Annotated in this window: 14 protein-coding genes; 5 read left to right on the plus strand and 9 right to left on the minus strand. The window is 71.1% G+C overall.

Annotated features, from left to right (window positions below; translation table 11 throughout):
• Positions 1 to 7: 7 nt before the first annotated feature.
• From ACFPZ3_RS35860 to ACFPZ3_RS35875, 4 genes are all read right to left on the minus strand, one after another.
• Positions 8 to 1,216: a TerC family protein gene (locus ACFPZ3_RS35860; RefSeq protein ID WP_379518759.1), complete on the minus strand. Its 1,209-nt coding sequence runs from the start codon at positions 1,214 to 1,216 to the stop codon at positions 8 to 10.
• Between the two features lie 317 nt (positions 1,217 to 1,533).
• Positions 1,534 to 2,604, minus strand: coding sequence for an NAD(P)/FAD-dependent oxidoreductase (locus ACFPZ3_RS35865; protein WP_379518760.1), 1,071 nt, complete (start codon positions 2,602 to 2,604; stop codon positions 1,534 to 1,536).
• Positions 2,601 to 4,193 (minus strand): ABC transporter substrate-binding protein, encoded by a 1,593-nt coding sequence (locus ACFPZ3_RS35870; protein WP_379518761.1) that lies wholly within the window; start codon positions 4,191 to 4,193, stop codon positions 2,601 to 2,603. The genes ACFPZ3_RS35865 and ACFPZ3_RS35870 overlap by 4 nt, the downstream gene beginning before the upstream one ends.
• Positions 4,190 to 5,719: an oligopeptide/dipeptide ABC transporter ATP-binding protein gene (locus ACFPZ3_RS35875; RefSeq protein ID WP_379518762.1), complete on the minus strand. Its 1,530-nt coding sequence runs from the start codon at positions 5,717 to 5,719 to the stop codon at positions 4,190 to 4,192. The genes ACFPZ3_RS35870 and ACFPZ3_RS35875 overlap by 4 nt, the downstream gene beginning before the upstream one ends.
• Here ACFPZ3_RS35875 and ACFPZ3_RS35880 point away from each other — a divergent pair.
• From ACFPZ3_RS35880 to ACFPZ3_RS35890, 3 genes are read left to right on the plus strand one after another with little or no spacing between them, the layout of a single operon-like run.
• Positions 5,687 to 6,784: an alpha-hydroxy acid oxidase gene (locus ACFPZ3_RS35880; RefSeq protein ID WP_379518763.1), complete on the plus strand. Its 1,098-nt coding sequence runs from the start codon at positions 5,687 to 5,689 to the stop codon at positions 6,782 to 6,784. The genes ACFPZ3_RS35875 and ACFPZ3_RS35880 overlap by 33 nt on opposite strands.
• Positions 6,781 to 7,416 (plus strand): helix-turn-helix domain-containing protein, encoded by a 636-nt coding sequence (locus tag ACFPZ3_RS35885; protein WP_379518764.1) that lies wholly within the window; start codon positions 6,781 to 6,783, stop codon positions 7,414 to 7,416. Before ACFPZ3_RS35880 ends, ACFPZ3_RS35885 begins: the two co-directional genes overlap by 4 nt.
• Before the next feature lie 11 nt (positions 7,417 to 7,427).
• Positions 7,428 to 8,537, plus strand: coding sequence for an NAD(P)/FAD-dependent oxidoreductase (locus ACFPZ3_RS35890; RefSeq protein WP_379518765.1), 1,110 nt, complete (start codon positions 7,428 to 7,430; stop codon positions 8,535 to 8,537).
• A 7-nt stretch (positions 8,538 to 8,544) separates the two neighbouring features.
• Here ACFPZ3_RS35890 and ACFPZ3_RS35895 read toward each other — a convergent pair whose 3' ends face one another.
• Positions 8,545 to 10,008, minus strand: coding sequence for an LLM class flavin-dependent oxidoreductase (locus ACFPZ3_RS35895; protein ID WP_379518766.1), 1,464 nt, complete (start codon positions 10,006 to 10,008; stop codon positions 8,545 to 8,547).
• A 70-nt stretch (positions 10,009 to 10,078) separates the two neighbouring features.
• Between ACFPZ3_RS35895 and ACFPZ3_RS35900 the strand changes: the two genes are divergently transcribed.
• Together ACFPZ3_RS35900 and glnII are read left to right on the plus strand one after the other, a co-directional pair.
• Positions 10,079 to 10,558 carry a hypothetical protein gene (locus ACFPZ3_RS35900; RefSeq protein WP_379518767.1) on the plus strand — a complete coding sequence of 160 codons (480 nt, stop codon included), beginning with the start codon at positions 10,079 to 10,081 and terminating at the stop codon, positions 10,556 to 10,558.
• A gap of 84 nt (positions 10,559 to 10,642) precedes the next feature.
• Entirely contained in the window at positions 10,643 to 11,662 is a 1,020-nt protein-coding gene (glnII, locus tag ACFPZ3_RS35905; protein ID WP_379518768.1) for a glutamine synthetase, read from the plus strand.
• A gap of 37 nt (positions 11,663 to 11,699) precedes the next feature.
• On the opposite strand, the gene ACFPZ3_RS35910 is transcribed toward glnII, so the two are convergent.
• From ACFPZ3_RS35910 to ACFPZ3_RS35925, 4 genes are all read right to left on the minus strand, one after another.
• Complete coding sequence (locus ACFPZ3_RS35910; RefSeq protein WP_379518769.1) at positions 11,700 to 13,238, minus strand: aldehyde dehydrogenase family protein; 1,539 nt, start codon at positions 13,236 to 13,238, stop codon at positions 11,700 to 11,702.
• A gap of 306 nt (positions 13,239 to 13,544) precedes the next feature.
• Positions 13,545 to 13,907 (minus strand): alpha/beta fold hydrolase, encoded by a 363-nt coding sequence (locus tag ACFPZ3_RS35915; protein ID WP_379518770.1) that lies wholly within the window; start codon positions 13,905 to 13,907, stop codon positions 13,545 to 13,547.
• Complete coding sequence (locus ACFPZ3_RS35920; RefSeq protein ID WP_379518771.1) at positions 13,865 to 14,200, minus strand: alpha/beta fold hydrolase; 336 nt, start codon at positions 14,198 to 14,200, stop codon at positions 13,865 to 13,867. Before ACFPZ3_RS35920 ends, ACFPZ3_RS35915 begins: the two co-directional genes overlap by 43 nt.
• Before the next feature lie 101 nt (positions 14,201 to 14,301).
• Positions 14,302 to 14,964: a DUF1876 domain-containing protein gene (locus tag ACFPZ3_RS35925; RefSeq protein WP_379518772.1), complete on the minus strand. Its 663-nt coding sequence runs from the start codon at positions 14,962 to 14,964 to the stop codon at positions 14,302 to 14,304.
• Between the last annotated feature and the right edge of the window lie 9 nt (positions 14,965 to 14,973).

The raw sequence follows: 14,973 nt of genomic DNA on the forward strand, positions 1-14,973 counted from the left end.
GTGCGGCTCAGGCCCGGTCGTGCTCGTCCTGCTCCTCGTGCTCCTCGTGCTCCTCGCGCTCCTCGTGGGCGCGGCGCAGCAGGGCCGTCAGCTTGTCCTCGTCGCGGATCTCCCTGCGGTACCGCACCGGCAGCTTCTTGAGCTGTGCCTCCTCGGCCAGCAGTTTGGCGAAGATCTCCTCGCGTACCTTGGGGTCGTGCTCGACGTCCAGGTACTCCTGGACGTGCCGCCGTACCGCCGAGACGGTGCTCTTCGCGCGGCCCTTGGGGCTGGACAGCGAGGCCACCACCGTCACCACCAGCACGCCGATGATCACCGACAGGGACAGGCCCGTGCTGATCTCGACCACCTTCACCGGCTCGCCGTCGTTGATGAACGGCACGTTGTTCTCGTGCAGCGCGTGCAGGATCAGCTTGACCCCGATGAAGCCGAGGATGACGGCCAGGCCGTAGGTCAGGTAGATCAGCCGGTCCAGCAGCCCGTCGATGAGGAAGTAGAGCTGGCGCAGGCCCAGCAGGGAGAACGCGGTGGCGGTGAAGACGAGGTAGACGTTCTGGGTGAGGCCGAAGATCGCCGGGATCGAGTCCAGGGCGAACAGGATGTCGGTCCCGCCTATCGCGATCATGACCAGCAACATCGGCGTCATGACCCGCTTGCCGTCCTGGACCGTGAACAGCCTGTCGCCGTCATAGGTGTCACTGGTACGCAGCAGGCGGCGGGCCACCCGGACCATCAGGTTGTCGGGGGAGTGGCTCTCCTCGCCCTCCGGCTTGAGCAGGTTGCCCGCCGTGAGCAGCAGGATGAGGCCGAACAGGTAGAACACCCACGCGAACATGTTGATCAGCGCCGCGCCTACCAGGATGAATCCGGTTCTGGCGATGAGCGAGAACACGATGCCGAACAGCAGCGCCTTCTGCTGTTCGGCGCGGGGGACCTTGAAGCTGGACAGGATGACGAGGAAGACGAACAGGTTGTCTACCGAGAGGGCCTTTTCCGTGACGTAACCGGCGAAGTACTCGGCTCCTGGGGTGGGGCCGCCGAACAGCCAGACGCCTACGCCGAACAGCAGGGCTATGCCGACGTACAGGGCGGACCAGACGGTGGCCTCGCGGAGGGTGGGGACGTGTGACTTGCGGACGTGGAAGAAGAAGTCGAACAGCAGCAGGGCGACGATCCCCAGAATCGTCAGCCACCACACGGCGGCGGATACGTCCACTCTTCGGGCTCCATGCGTGCGGGCCGCCGTGGGGGGTGGCGACGTGCTACGTCAGCTGTCGCCGCAGGTGGTACCCGGTCTGACGGCCTCCAAGCCCGGCTTACGGCGCCCCCCGGCACCCGAGCCCACGCCCGCCGGGCTCCGCCGTCCCGCGTCCCGCCCGCCCGGCGCCTGGAGGCTCGGCGCGGCGTCCGCCGATGTCGGTGCCGTGTGCTGTCCTGGGTGCGTCGCCCTGCCCACGACGGGCGTGGTCTCCTGGTCGGAGAGGTACCTCGGCCCGGACGGGTGCGGTGTGCTGGTCGGAGGGGGTGGGTGGGTTAGGAGGGGTGGAGGAAGCGGGCTGGGGTGAAGGCGGTGGATTGGGGTGGGGTTGTGTGGTCGAGGATCATGGCGGCGGCCGTTTCGGCCCATTCGGGGCCCCAGCCGACGCCCCCGTGGGAGACGGCGACGAAGGAGCGGGGGCGGCTGGGGTGCCAGCCGATGACCGGCCCGCCCGGCGGTACCGGCCGGATGCCGATGGCGGCGCGGGCCGGGTCCGTGCCGTGGAGTTCCGGGAGCACCTCGGCGGCGGCCGTCATCACCTGGGCGGGGGTCACGGCGTTGTAGGAGTGCGCGGTGTAGGTGTCCTCGCCGCGCCAGTGGATGGCGACCCCGCCCGACGGGTCGGGGCGGATGTTGAGGAACGTGCTGTTCAGCACGCGGGTCAGCGGCACGGCCAGCGGCCGGCTGTAGACGACCAGGCCGGGACGTAGATCGAGGGGCACCGGCGTCCCGGCCAGTGCGCCGATGTGGGAGGCCCAGCTGCCCGCGGCGTTGACGACGACGTCGGCGGCCACCTCCCCGGCCGGGGTGCGGACCAGGTGGCCCTCGCCCGCGGGCACGACGGCCGTGACGGGGGTGTGGTCGAGGACGGTCGCGCCATGACCCCGCGCGGCCTCCAGCAGCGTGCGCACCATGAGCGGCGCGTCCACCCAGCCGCCGTCGTCCTCGGCGTACACCGGGACACCCTCGGGAAGTGCCAGCGCGGGCTCGGCGGCCCGCGCCGTCGCGGCGTCCAGCTCGCGGACGCCCAGTTCCGCCATCGCGGCGAAGTCGCGCCGGAGCCGGTCGCCGGGCTCGGACCAGGTGTAGGTGCCGGTCCAGTGGATCCAGCCGCCCCCGATCTCGCCCTCCAGCCGCCGGAAGAGGTCGTACGTGCGCCGCCGGTAGGCGACCATGGCGGGCACCGAGTTGGCGATCTGCGGGAAGGTGGCCAGCCAGGAGATGCTGGCCGCGCTCGTACCCTCACCGGGGGCGCCGGCGTCGATCACGGTGACGGCGGCGCCGCGGGCGGACAGGCGGTGGGCGATGTTGGCGCCGACCACCCCCGCGCCGATGACGACGATCATGAGGCGGCCTTGGCGAGGTTGTAGACCCACAGCTCGGAGGCGTACATGCCGTTGTAGTTCTGGTACTTGTACGGCTCCCGCACGGCCATGATGGTCTTGGGCCAGTAGAGGTTGACGTTCGGCACGTCCTCGGCGACCTTCTTCAGGATCGAGGTCATGGTCTCGATCCGCTCGGCGTCGTCGGTGGAGGCCAGCTCCTTGTCGATCAGCTTGTCCACGGTGTCGTCGCGGTAGTTCGACAGGTTGTACTGGTTCTTGACGGCGTGGCTGCTCGGATACTGGCTGAGGATCAGGTCGCTGGGGTCGGGGTAGTCCGGGTTCCACTGGGCGATCTGGATCTTCAGGTCCTTGTGGGAGCTGATCAGCGTCACCCACTGCGAGTAGGGGATCTCCTTGACGGTGAGCGTGATCTTGAGCTGCTTCAGCTTCTCGGCCAGCACCTGCAGCGCCTGCCCCAGCTCGGGCCGGCTGTCGGGGTAGCTGATGGAGGTGCTGAAGCCCTGCGGCGTCTTCGACTGCGCCAGCTCGCGCGCCGCCGCCTGCATGTCGAACGAATACGACGGGATCGACTTGTAGATCTCATCCACCTTGGCCTGGTCCGCCAGGTTCGCCCAGAAGCCGGGCGAGGCGATGGCGTTGGCCGGGGTGGCGTGCCCGCCGAGGACGGTCTTGGCGAACGTGGGCGCGTCCCAGGCGTAGGCGAACGCCTTACGGACATGGATGTCGTCGAACGGCGGCGTGTCCAGGTCCATCATGAGCGAGGCGGTCGCCAGGGCGTCGCCCTCGGTCAGCGTCACCCCGGGCAGCTTGTCGAACTGCGCCACCTTCGACAACGGCAGCCCGAAGCTGCCGTCCACGTCGCCGGAGCGCAGCGCCAGCGAGAGCGAGTTCGGGTCGGCGACGTAGGTGAAGTGCACCTCCTCGAACGGCGGCTTCGGCCCCCAGTAGTTCTCGTTGCGCTTGAGCACGATGCCGTCGGAGGCGGAGAACGACTCCACCTTGTACGGCCCCGTCCCCACGACCGTGCCCCCGGGCGCCCCGTACTGGTCCCCGGCCTTCTCCACCACGGCCTTCTCCACGACCGGGGCGAACATGGGGTCGTACACCCAGGTGGCGTCCGGCTTGACCAGCTTCACCGTGACCTCGTTGCCGCCAGTGACGCTCGCCTCCTTGAGCGTCTTGAGGTGGGAGACGCTCTGCGAGGTGGAGTCCTCGGTGAGGTGGCGGTTGAAGGAGTAGGCCACGTCCTCGGCGGTGACCGGGTTGCCGTCGGAGAACTTGACGCCCTCGCGCAGCGTGTAGACGTACGTGGTGGGGGACGTGGCCTTCCAGCTCGCCGCCAGCGACGGCTCCAGCTTGAGGTTCTTCAGCGTCACGAGCGGCTCGTTGACCAGGGACCCGACGACGTTGGCGTTGGCGCTGAAATCGCCGTACATGTCGATCGCCCGGGGCGCGGAGGCGATGGCCCAGCTGAGCGTGGTGGAGCCGGAATCACCGGAGGACGACGAGCCGCCGCCCCCGCCTCCGCAGCCGGACAGGGCGAGTGCGGCGGCCACGGCCACCGCGATCACACCGCGGGGGTGTCTCATTGGCGGTACTCCTTCTGTAGGTGCTCGCGGGCCGGGATGGAGGCGATGAGGGCGCGCGTGTACTCGGCGGAGGGTTCGTCGAGCACGTGTTCCGTCGCCCCGCTCTCGACCAGTTCGCCGTGGCGCAGCACGTACAGGCGGTCGGTCACCTGACGTACGACGGCGAGGTCGTGGGTGATGAACAGGTAGGCCACACCCAGCTCGCGCTGCAGCCTGGTGAGCAGGGTGAGGATCTGGGCCTGCACGGACACGTCGAGTGCGGAGACGATCTCGTCGCAGACGATCAGGTCGGGCTTACGGGCCAGCGCCCTGGCCAGGGCGACGCGTTGCCGTTCGCCGCCGGAGAGGGCGGCGGGCTTGCGTCCCGCGTACGCGGCGGGCAGGCCGACCAGGGAGAGCAGCTCGCCCACCTCGTCGTCGAGCCGCCGATGCTGGGCCCCGTCCAGCCGGATGGCCTCCTTGAGCACGGCGCCGATGGAACGGGCGGGGCTGAGCGTCGAGTACGGGTCCTGGAAGGCCATCTGCACCCGCGAGCGCAGCCCGGCCACCTCCCGGCGGGACAGGCGGCCGTAGTCGCCCGCGTCGACGTCGCCGATGCGTACCGTGCCGCCCGTCGGCGTCTCCAGGCCGACCAGGCAGCGGCCGAGCGTCGTCTTGCCCGAGCCGGACTCGCCGACCACGCCCACGCTCTCGCCCGCCGCCACGTCGATGGACACGCCGCGCAGCGCCCGCACGGTCCGTCCCGCGCGGGTGAAGTCCTTGCGCAGGTCCCGTACGGTGACGATCGGCTCCAGGACCGGCGCTTCCGCGACCGGCGCTGCCTCGGCCCGCAGCGCGTCGCGCGCGGCCAGGCCGGCGCCGATCTCCTCGATGCGCACGCACGCGCTCTCCCGGCCCGCGCCGAGCGGCCGCAGCTCGACGGGCACGTCACGGCAGACGTCGGCGGCGAAGGCGCACCGGTCGGCGAACGGGCACACCTCCAGCACGTCCGCGGCGCGCGGCACGGAGCCGGGCATCGAGGTGAGCGTGGCCACGCGGTGCCCGGCCGGCGGGTCGGAGTCGAGCAGTCCCCTGGTGTACGGGTGCCGCGGGCTGCGCGCGATCTCCTCGCTGGGCCCGTGCTCGATGACCTGGCCGGCGTACAGGACGTAGATCCGGTCGCACATGCCGAACGCCACGCCGAGATTGTGCGTGATCAGCACCATGCCCATGTCGCGCCGCCGCTGGATGGTCTTGAGCAGCGCGAGGATCTCCGCCTGCGTCGTCACGTCCAGGGCGGTCGTGGGCTCGTCGGCCAGCAGCACGCCGGGGTCGCCCGCCAGCGTGGCGGCGATGCCGACGCGCTGGCGCATGCCGCCCGACAGCTCGAACGGGTACCGGTCGGCCACCGACGCGTCGTGGATGCCCACCTCGGCCAGCCGCGCCCGCTCCTGCTCGCGGGCCGCCGCGCCACGCAGCCGGCGGCCGCGCTCGTCGCGCAGGGTCTCGCTGATGTGCCGGCCGGCCCGCATGAGCGGGTTCAGCATGGTGAAGGGATCCTCAGCCCCCGCCTCTGGGACTACGTCGAGGGCGGCGCCAGCGGCGAGGAGGGGCTGCGGCTCAACCGGTCCGCGTTCGCCTCGTGGGCGTTCGACCCCGACATGCTCACCGGGCTCGACCGCCCGCGCCTCGGAGCCGAGCTGTTCGGGCTGGACCTGCGGATGCCGGTGTTCCTCTCGCCGTTCGGCTACGACCGCGCGCTGCACCCGGCCGGGTACGCCGCCGCCGCCCGCGCCGTCGCCGAGGCCGGGATCACCTCCGTCGTCTCGGAGAGCTCCTCCGACAGCCTGGCCGGCCTCGCCCCGCACTTCGACGGCCGCCAGGGCCTGGTCCAGGTGGCGCTCGTCGCGGGCGAGGAGCACGTGCTCGGGTTCGAGGAGCGGGCCGCCGCGGCCGGGTACCGCGGCCTGTGCCTGACCGACGCGCCCACCAGGGCCTGGCGTGAGCGCATGCGCGAATCCGGCCTCGACCTGCACCGCTACTACGGCATGGGCAACTACGGAGAAGGCGGCGCCAGCCTCGACGCGCTGCGGGAGCTCATGGACTTCAGCCGGCCCCGCTGGGACTGGAACCGCCTGGAGAGCCTGTCCCGCCGGCTCACCCTGCCCTGGTGGCTCAAGGGCGTCACCTCCGTCGAGCAGGCCAGGCGCGCGGTGGACGCGGGCGCGGCCGGTATCTACATGTCCAGCTACGGCGGCCGCAACCTGGACGGCACCGTCGCGCCGCTGTCACGGCTGGCCGACATCGTGGACGCGGTGGACGGGCAGGTGCCCGTGATCATCGACAGCGGTGTGCGGCACGGCACCGACGTGGCCAAGGCCCTGGCCCTGGGCGCGACGGCCGTCGGGGTGGGGCGGCTGGCCGCGTACGGGCTGGCCGCGGGGACCCACGAGGAGCCCTCGTCCGGTGTGTCGAACATCCTGCGCAATCTCTACGACGAGCTGGAGAGCGTGATGGGTAGTCTCGGCTGTGAAACCGTCGACCGGCTCCAGCGCAAGCATCTCGTGCCCGCGTGGCCCGGCACCCCTCCCCAGAACGGGACACGTCTATGAAGTCGAAAGCGGGCGCCGTGGCGAGCCCCGACAGCCGGTTCGCCGGCTCCCTCTCGGCCATCGGCGCCCAGCTCCGGCAGGTCAGGCTCGACGCGGGGCTCTCCCTGCGCGAGCTGGCCGCCAGGTCCGGTCTTTCCTCCAGCTTCCTGTCGCTGGTCGAGCGGGGGGAGTGCTCGCTCTCCCTGACCTCGCTCTTCGCCATCTCAGAGGCCCTCGGCCTGGCCCCCGCCACGCTGCTCGGCTCCGAGACGCCCGCGCCCGTCCCCAAGCGGGAGTTCTCGCTCTGGCGCGGCACCGAGGCCGCCGACCATCACGCCGTGGTCGGTGAGCGGGAGTATTACCCGTTCCGTCCGGGATTCGACGGGCAGACGCTGGAGTCGCTGTTCTTCCGCATCCACCCGACCTCCGTCATGGCCCCGCTGACCACGCACGAAGGCGAGGAGGTCGCGTACGTCACCTCCGGCGAGCTGTACATCAGGCTCCGCGACCACGAGATCACCCTCACGGCCGGGGACGCGATCCACTTCCCCTCCACCGTCCCGCACACCATCGCCAACAGGACCGCCGCCGCCACCGAGGTGATGTGGGTCATGACCCACCCCTCGCCGGCGGCCCACGCCGCTCTCATCTAGGGAAGGACATCGTGGTACAGCACCGGGTCATCGTCATCGGCAGCGGGATCGCCGGCGCGAGCGCCGCCTTCGCGCTGGCCCGCCGGGGCGCGGCCGTCACGGTCGTGGACTCCGGCGAGGCCGGTCAGGCCACGGGGGCCAGCGCGGGCATCATCTCGCCGTGGGCCTCCACCGTCGAGGGCCCGTTCTACGACCTGTACGCGGCGGGCGCGGCCTACTACCCCGAGGTCATCGGGCTGCTGGGCGAGGCGGGCGTGGAGCGTACCGACTACCGCCGCAACGGCGCCCTGCTCGTCCACGAGGACCCGGCCAGGCTGGCCGAGGCGCAGGCCCGCGTCGAGGCCCGCGCCCGCACGGCCGGCGGCGTGGTGGGGGAGGTGCGGCGCATCGGCAACGACGAGGTGCGCGCCCTGTTCCCGCCGCTCGCCCCCGAACTGGAGGGCGTGTACATCTCGGGCGGCGGCCGGGTGGACGGCCGTACGATGCGTGACGCCCTGCTCCAAGGCGCCGTCCACCACGGCGCCCGGCGGGTGGACGGCCGGGCCAGGCTCCTGCCACGCCCCCAGGGGGCGCCCCGGGTAGAGGTGGGCTCCGAGACGCTGGAGGCCGACGACGTGCTGGTGGCCTCGGGCGCCTGGGCGAACGAGCTGCTCGCCCCCTACGACCTGCGCCTGGCCGTCGAACCCCAGCGCGGCCAGATCACCCACCTGCGGCTCGACGGCGTGGACACCAGCGGCTGGCCGTCGGTGCATCCGCTGTCGCACCACTACATGGTGGCCTTCGACGACTCCCGGGTGGCCGTCGGGGCGACCAGGGAGACGGGCAGCGGGTTCGACGCCCGGGTGACCGCCCGCGGCCAGTGGCAGGTCCTGGCCGACGCGCTCAGGATCGCCCCCGGGCTGGCGGACGCGACGCTCATCGAGACCAGGGTGGGGCTGCGGCCGTTGCCGTCGGAGGAGCTGCTGCCGATCGTGGGCGCGCTCCCGGGCACGCCGGGGTTGCACGTGGTGACGGGGTTCGGCGCGGCGGGCCTGACGATGGCCCCGTTCACGGGGGACGCGCTGGCCCGCTCGATCCTGGACGGCAAGACCGTTCCCGAGCTGGCCGCCGTCGCTCCTTAGACCCTCTTCAGAGGCGGATGCCGAGGCGGGCGATCGGCTCGACGAGCTCCTCCTCCTCGTACGCGAAGTGCGAGGACAGCACCTCCGACAGCCGGTCCGCCCTGCCCCTGACCCGGTCGATCCCCGCCGGGTCCCGCAGCAGCTCCACGCACGCCTCGTCGAGGCGCGTCAGCAGCTCGGCGATCACCTCGTGCTCCTGCTCCAGCTTCTTGATCACCGGCGCGAGCGTCGAGTCGCGCTCCAGGATGGCCGGGAACATGGACTCGTCCTCGATCGTGTGGTGCACGGTCAGCAACCGGCAGAACGTGGCGCAGAACGTGCCCAGCGTCCAGTGGTTCTGCCGCATGGTCAGCCGGTTGATCGTCGAGCGCAGCTCGCCCGCGTCCAGCCGGCCCGCCGCCACCTGCTCCACCGCGTCCTGGACCTGCCGCAACTCCTGCCGGTAGCCGTCGTGCACCTGCACCAGGTGCCGCCCGAGCCGCCGCTGCTCGGGCGTGAGCGCCGCCGGCTCCTGCTTGGGCGCGTGCGGCCGGCCCGCCTCGTCCAGGTCGGAGAGCGTGACCGGGGTCGCGACCGGCCCGGGCGCGGGCCGTCCCAGCTCCTTGGCCACCGCCTCCCGTACGGCCGGCGCCACTTCCTGCGCGAACGTCCGCAGATCCCGCTCCGCCTCCAGCCCGGGCGCCAGCACGAACCCGGTCATCCCCACCTCGAACACCAGCTCCGTGAGCTGCTCGGCCCACAACGCGGCGGGCCCGTCGAGGAACCCCGGCCCGGGCAGCGGCGAGAACGAGCCGCCGATGTTGTAGACCTTCCTGATCGCGGCCGGATCCCGCCCCGCGTCCACGGCCGCCGCGTCCAGCACCTTCGCCTGCGCGGCCACCGTCTCTGGCGGGCTGTAGAAGGAGGAGGGCAGCCAGCCGTCGGCCATCCGCCCGGTCAGCTCCAGCATCCTGCGCTTGATCGCGCCGATCCAGATCCCGATCGTGTGCGCGGGGAACGGCCCCGGCTTCGCGCCGCCGAGCCGGTAGTGCGTGCCCTCGAACACGACCGGTTCGCCCGGCGTCCACAACGCGCGCAGCACGGTGATGGCCTCGGCCAGCGCCTCGATCGACTCAGGCGGGGACAGCCGGCGCCCGCCCATCGCCTCGATCGCGTCCCAGAACGCCCCCGCGCCCAGCCCCAGCTCCACCCGGCCGCCACTGAGCAGGTCGAGCGAGGCGGCGGCGCGGGCCAGCACGGCGGGCGGCCGCAGCGGCAGGTTGATCACGTCGGGGACCAGCCGGATCCGCTCGGTACGCTCCGCGATCGCCGACAGCAGCGTCCAGGTGTCCAGGAAGTCCGCCTGGTACGGATGGTCCTGGATTCCGACCAGGTCGAGACCGAGCTGATCGGCCAGTGTGACGTGCCGCAGGAGCCGGTCGCGCCCCGCGGCCTCAGGTGACAGGAACGCGCCGAACCACAGATCGTGCATGAGAATCCCCCTGATCCGATGGTCGCACGGCACTCTGAACCGGCGGCCTCTGCCCCGCGTCTTACCGGTTGTGCTCCGACTCGCCCTCCTCGCCACCGCCCTGCTGCTCACCGCCGGCTGTTCGGAAGAGGTGATGTGCACGGCTATCGGCACGCCTGTCGGCGTGGGCGTCACCGTCAAGGGGAGGCTCGCGGCCGAGGCCGGGTCTGCCGTGATGGAGGTGTGCTGGGACGGCGCGTGCAAGCAGGCGCGGGCCGAGCTCTATCCGTCCTCTCGGGCGGGCCAGGAGAGCTGCTCCGGCGACACCTGCTCGGTGACGGCCGTCCCGACGGAGGACAAGCACGGGTTCGGCGACGTCGCGGGGTTGCCCAAACGGCCCGTCGAGGTGCGCCTGGCCCTGCGGGGCGGCGGATCCGAGCCGGTGCTGGAGCGTACGGTCAAGGTCACGCCGAAGGGCAGCTTCCCCAACGGCCCCGAATGCGGGGAGGCGGGCCCGCAGATCGTGCTCACCGTCGAGGGTGACGGCACGGTGCGAGAAGGCCCTGATTAACACGGCGTTCACATTCGGGCAAAATCCGGGAAACGGCCGTCCGTAAGACTCGGCGTGGCTTTGAAAAACCCCGAAAGGATCGCCGTGAGCTACAAGGCTGAGTACATCTGGATCGACGGCACTGAGCCCACGGCTCTGCTGCGCTCGAAGACGAGGATCCTGGCCGACGGAGCCGAGGCCCCGGTCTGGGGTTTCGACGGGTCCAGCACCAACCAGGCCGAGGGCCACTCGTCGGACCGCGTGCTGCGTCCGGTGTTCGTCTGCCCTGACCCGATCCGCGGCGGTGACCACAAGCTGGTCCTGTGCGAGGTCGAGGAGATCAACGGCGAGCCGCACGTCAGCAACTCCCGCGCCCTGCTGCGCCCGATCGCCGAGCAGTTCGCCGACCAGGAGTCCTGGTTCGGCATCGAGCAGGAGTACACCTTCTTCAAGGGCAGCCGTCCGCTCGGCTTCCCCGAGGGTGGCTTCCCCGCTCCGCAGGGCCCCTACTACTGCGGTGTCGGCGCCGACGCCATCTTCGGCCGTGAGATCGTCGAGTTGCACCTCGACCGCTGTCTCGACGCTGGTCTGGCGATCTCCGGCATCAACGCCGAGGTCATGCCGGGCCAGTGGGAGTTCCAGATCGGCCCGGCGAGCCCCCTCGATGTCTCCGACCACATGTGGATCGCCCGCTGGCTGCTCTACCGCACGGCCGAGGAGTTCGGCGTGGAGGCCACGCTCGACGCCAAGCCCGCCCGCGGCGACTGGAACGGCGCCGGCGCGCACACCAACTTCTCCACCAAGGCCATGCGCGAGGGCTACGAGGCCATCATCACCGCGTGCGAGGCGCTCGGCGAGGGCGACAAGCCGATGGAGCACGTCACCCAGTACGGCTCGGGCATCGAGAGCCGCCTGACCGGCGCCCACGAGACCGCCCCGTGGAACAAGTACAGCTACGGCGTGTCCGACCGCGGCGCCTCCGTCCGCATCCCGTGGCAGGTCGAGGTGGACAAGAAGGGCTACATCGAGGACCGCCGCCCCAACGCGAACGTCGACCCCTACGTGGTCACCCGCCTGCTGGTGAACACCTGCTGCGCGGCCCTGGAGAAGGCCGGCCAGGTCTGATCCTCCTGTGACGGGGCCCCGGCCGGGGCCCCGTTTCTCATGCCAGGCGGAAGTCCAGATCAGGGGTGATTTCCGCCACGTCCATCTGCGCCTTCTGCAGGCGCCCTGAATGGTCCCAGTTCATCGCCTGCCAGCGGGTGAACTGGTCCAGCACCCACATGCCCGACTGGCGGCTGCCGTTGCCGGACTTGCCGTTGCCGCCGAACGGCAGGTGGGCCTCCGCGCCCGAGGTGGAGTTGTTGACGCTGAGCATGCCGGCCGAGACGCCCTCGCGGAAGCGGAAGGCGCGGCCGGCGTCGGTGGTGTAGATGGAGCTGGACAGGCCGTAACCGGGCAGGTTGGCCAGCTCGACGGCCTCGTCGAGAGTCGCGAACGACGCCACGCCCACGATCGGGCCGAACGTCTCCTCCATGAACAGCCGGTCGCCGGGACGCACGCCGTCGACCACGACCGGGTGGTAGTAGATGCCCTCGCCGCCGTCGAAGTCGCCGCGCGGGTTGTCCTTGGTGATCCGGCCGGTGGCGCCCGTGACGACCCGGTGGTGGGGCTGGATCCAGGTCAGGTAGTCCTCGTAGCGGTCGGCGAACTTCTGGTCGAGCAGCGGCCCGGCCAGCACGTCCTGCTCCGGGTCGCCGATCCTGGCCTCGCCCACCGCCCGCGCGAACCGCTCAACGAACGCGTCGTGCACGCTCTCGTGCACGATGACCGTGCCGAGGCTCGTACAGCGCTGGCCGGCGGTGCCGAAACCGGAGAACAGCGCGCCCTCGACGGCCAGGTCGAGGTCGGCGTCCGGCATGATCACCATGGGGTTCTTGCCGCCCAGCTCCAGGCAGGCGGACTGCAGGTGGCGTCCGGTCAGCTCGCCGACCTTCCTGCCCACCTCGCTGGACCCCGTGAAGCCCACCTTCTGCACGCTGCCCTCGTCCAGGGCCAGCTCCAGGCCGGCGAACGTCTCCGCGCCGTCGGCGAAGACGATGTTCAGCACCCCGTCGGGCAGGCCCGCCGCCGTGAAGAGCCGGAACATGGCGTGCGCGGAGGCGGCGGCGTATTCGGCGGGCTTCCAGACCACGGCGTTGCCGCACAGCAGGGCCGGCACCAGATACCACGACGGGACCGCCACCGGGAAGTTGCCCGCGGTCACGACCGCCGCGACGCCGATCGGGTTGCGGAAGGTGAACAGGTTCTTGTCCGGCATCTCCGACGGGATCGTCTGCCCGTACAGCCTGCGGCCCTCGCCGAGGAAGAAGTCGCAGGTGTCCACGATCTCCCGCACCTCGCCGAGCGCCTCGGCGTACGGCTTGCCGATCTCCTCCGTCACCAGCCCGGCCAGCCGCTCGGCGTTGGCCTCGACCAGCCGCCCGATGGAGGCGATCACCCGCCCGCGCACGGGGGCTGGCACCTTGGCCCACTCACGCTGCGCCTCCTTGGCGGTGCGGCAGGCGGCGGCGAACGTGCCGGCGTTGGCCAGGCCGACCCGCGCCACGACCTCGCCCGTGCGGGCGGGGTTGACCGACTCGTACGTCGCCGCGGCCTCCGCGTCCTTGCCACCCACGATGGAAACGATCTGACGGCTCACCGCTGCCCTCCTTGTAGTTCCTCCGGTCAGACAATCATCCCGCGGAAGAAAACCCAAGGTCGGCCAGGACCGCGTCGACCAACCCCGACCGCCGACCTGGCCGCCCCGCCCACCTTCACCGGCAGCCCTGCCCGGTACGCGGCAGGCCCGCCCTCCAGGCCGATCCGCCGGAAGACCCTCCACGGCGTTCTCCCCGTCGAGCCACTTCGAGATCGGCCACGGCTCCGCCCCATTGCGGGAATCGCACGGTCGGCAGGCGGCGATATCGGCCTCGTCTTAATGCCATTCCCGTATTGATCCCGGCATTCACTCGGCCGTGTGCCGCAGGACGAACTCGGCGACCCGGCGCGGCAATCCCTTGGACAGGAAGGAATGGCCCATTCCCCCGATCGTCTCCAGCCGGGCACGCGGGATCCGCGCGGCCACCGCCTCGCCGTGCGGAGGCAGGAGCAGGGGGTCCTCCGTGCCGTGCAGGACCAGCGTGGGCGCCTTGATCGAGGACAGCGGGGCGCGGCGGCCGTCCGTCAGCTCGCGCCCGGCCGGGTCGTGGTTGACCGCCGAGGCGGGATTGCCCGACTCGACCAGCCGCCGTGCCGCGTCCTCGTCGAAGGGCAGGACCTCGCCGCTCAGCACCCGCCAGGTCTCCAGGTTGTCCTCGGGCGCGCGCATGAGGTGCCGCAGGAAACGCGGCGCGGGCGGGGGCAGGTCGTCGCGATGTCGTACGCGTCCAGCACGGCGACGGCGTCGCCCGCCATGTCATCCACGGTGTACGGGTGCGTGGCGAAATCGACGCAGTCGGAGCGGCCGGTGTCGCGGTGGTCGAACCGGATCACCTGCCGGCCGCCCGCCACGAGTGTCTCCACGAGCTCGTCCGGCCAGCCGAGGCCGGGGGTGGAGGTGCCCATGACGAGCAGCACCACCGGATCCCCGGAGCCACCGAACCGCTCGGTCCACAGCCGCAATTCCCCGGAGCCAATGAATTTCCCAACCATGGCCATCAATATTAGCGAATTGCCGCCATTCACGCTAAAATGCGATATTTACGTTTTTTGGTATAATGGAATTACCACGAACGGGTCGGAGTGGGAGATTCGTCGGTCGATTCCGATATATCGTGCTTTGTAATGACCGCCAGCTTCTGCGCCAGGTCCGCCAGCGCCCGGGAGACGGCCAGCTCATCCCCGATCTCCGGCACCTCGGGATCGCCGGGACTCCGCCGTGCCCGGCCGTTCCCGACCACGCGCTCGCCCTTCCCGGTGGTCAGCGCCGCCTGCGCCGAGGTGGTGTCTCCGGCCTCGGCAAGCGAAATACGCACGGTCCACTCCTTGCCCTCCATGGGCCACACCTCCTTTCCCCTCGGGCTGCCCGGTCGGAGCCCGGTAAACCCGATGTTCGCGACCAGGTTGTCGCCCACCATCCAGCCACCCCGGCCCAGGGTCACGCCGCACAACTCCCGGTCCGGATGTGTGGAGCGTGCCCAGCCGTCCCAGGGCGTCTTCCGGCCGCCGGTGGTGCTCGGCGAACTCGCCCGCCACCGGACGAATGCCGTGTCGAGGTCGAAGAGGGCCAGTAGCGTCATGGCGAGCCCCACGCCAGGCGGCGAGATCGCCGAACGTTGCGTGAGCAGGCCGATCTCGTCGTAGTGGTGCAGGGTGCGCACGGTGATGCCGGCGAGCCGCCGTGAGGCCGGGAAGGCGGGCGTGGTGTGAGCGTCGGGGGACGCCACGGGGCAGCG

Source organism: Nonomuraea insulae (assembly GCF_042656245.1).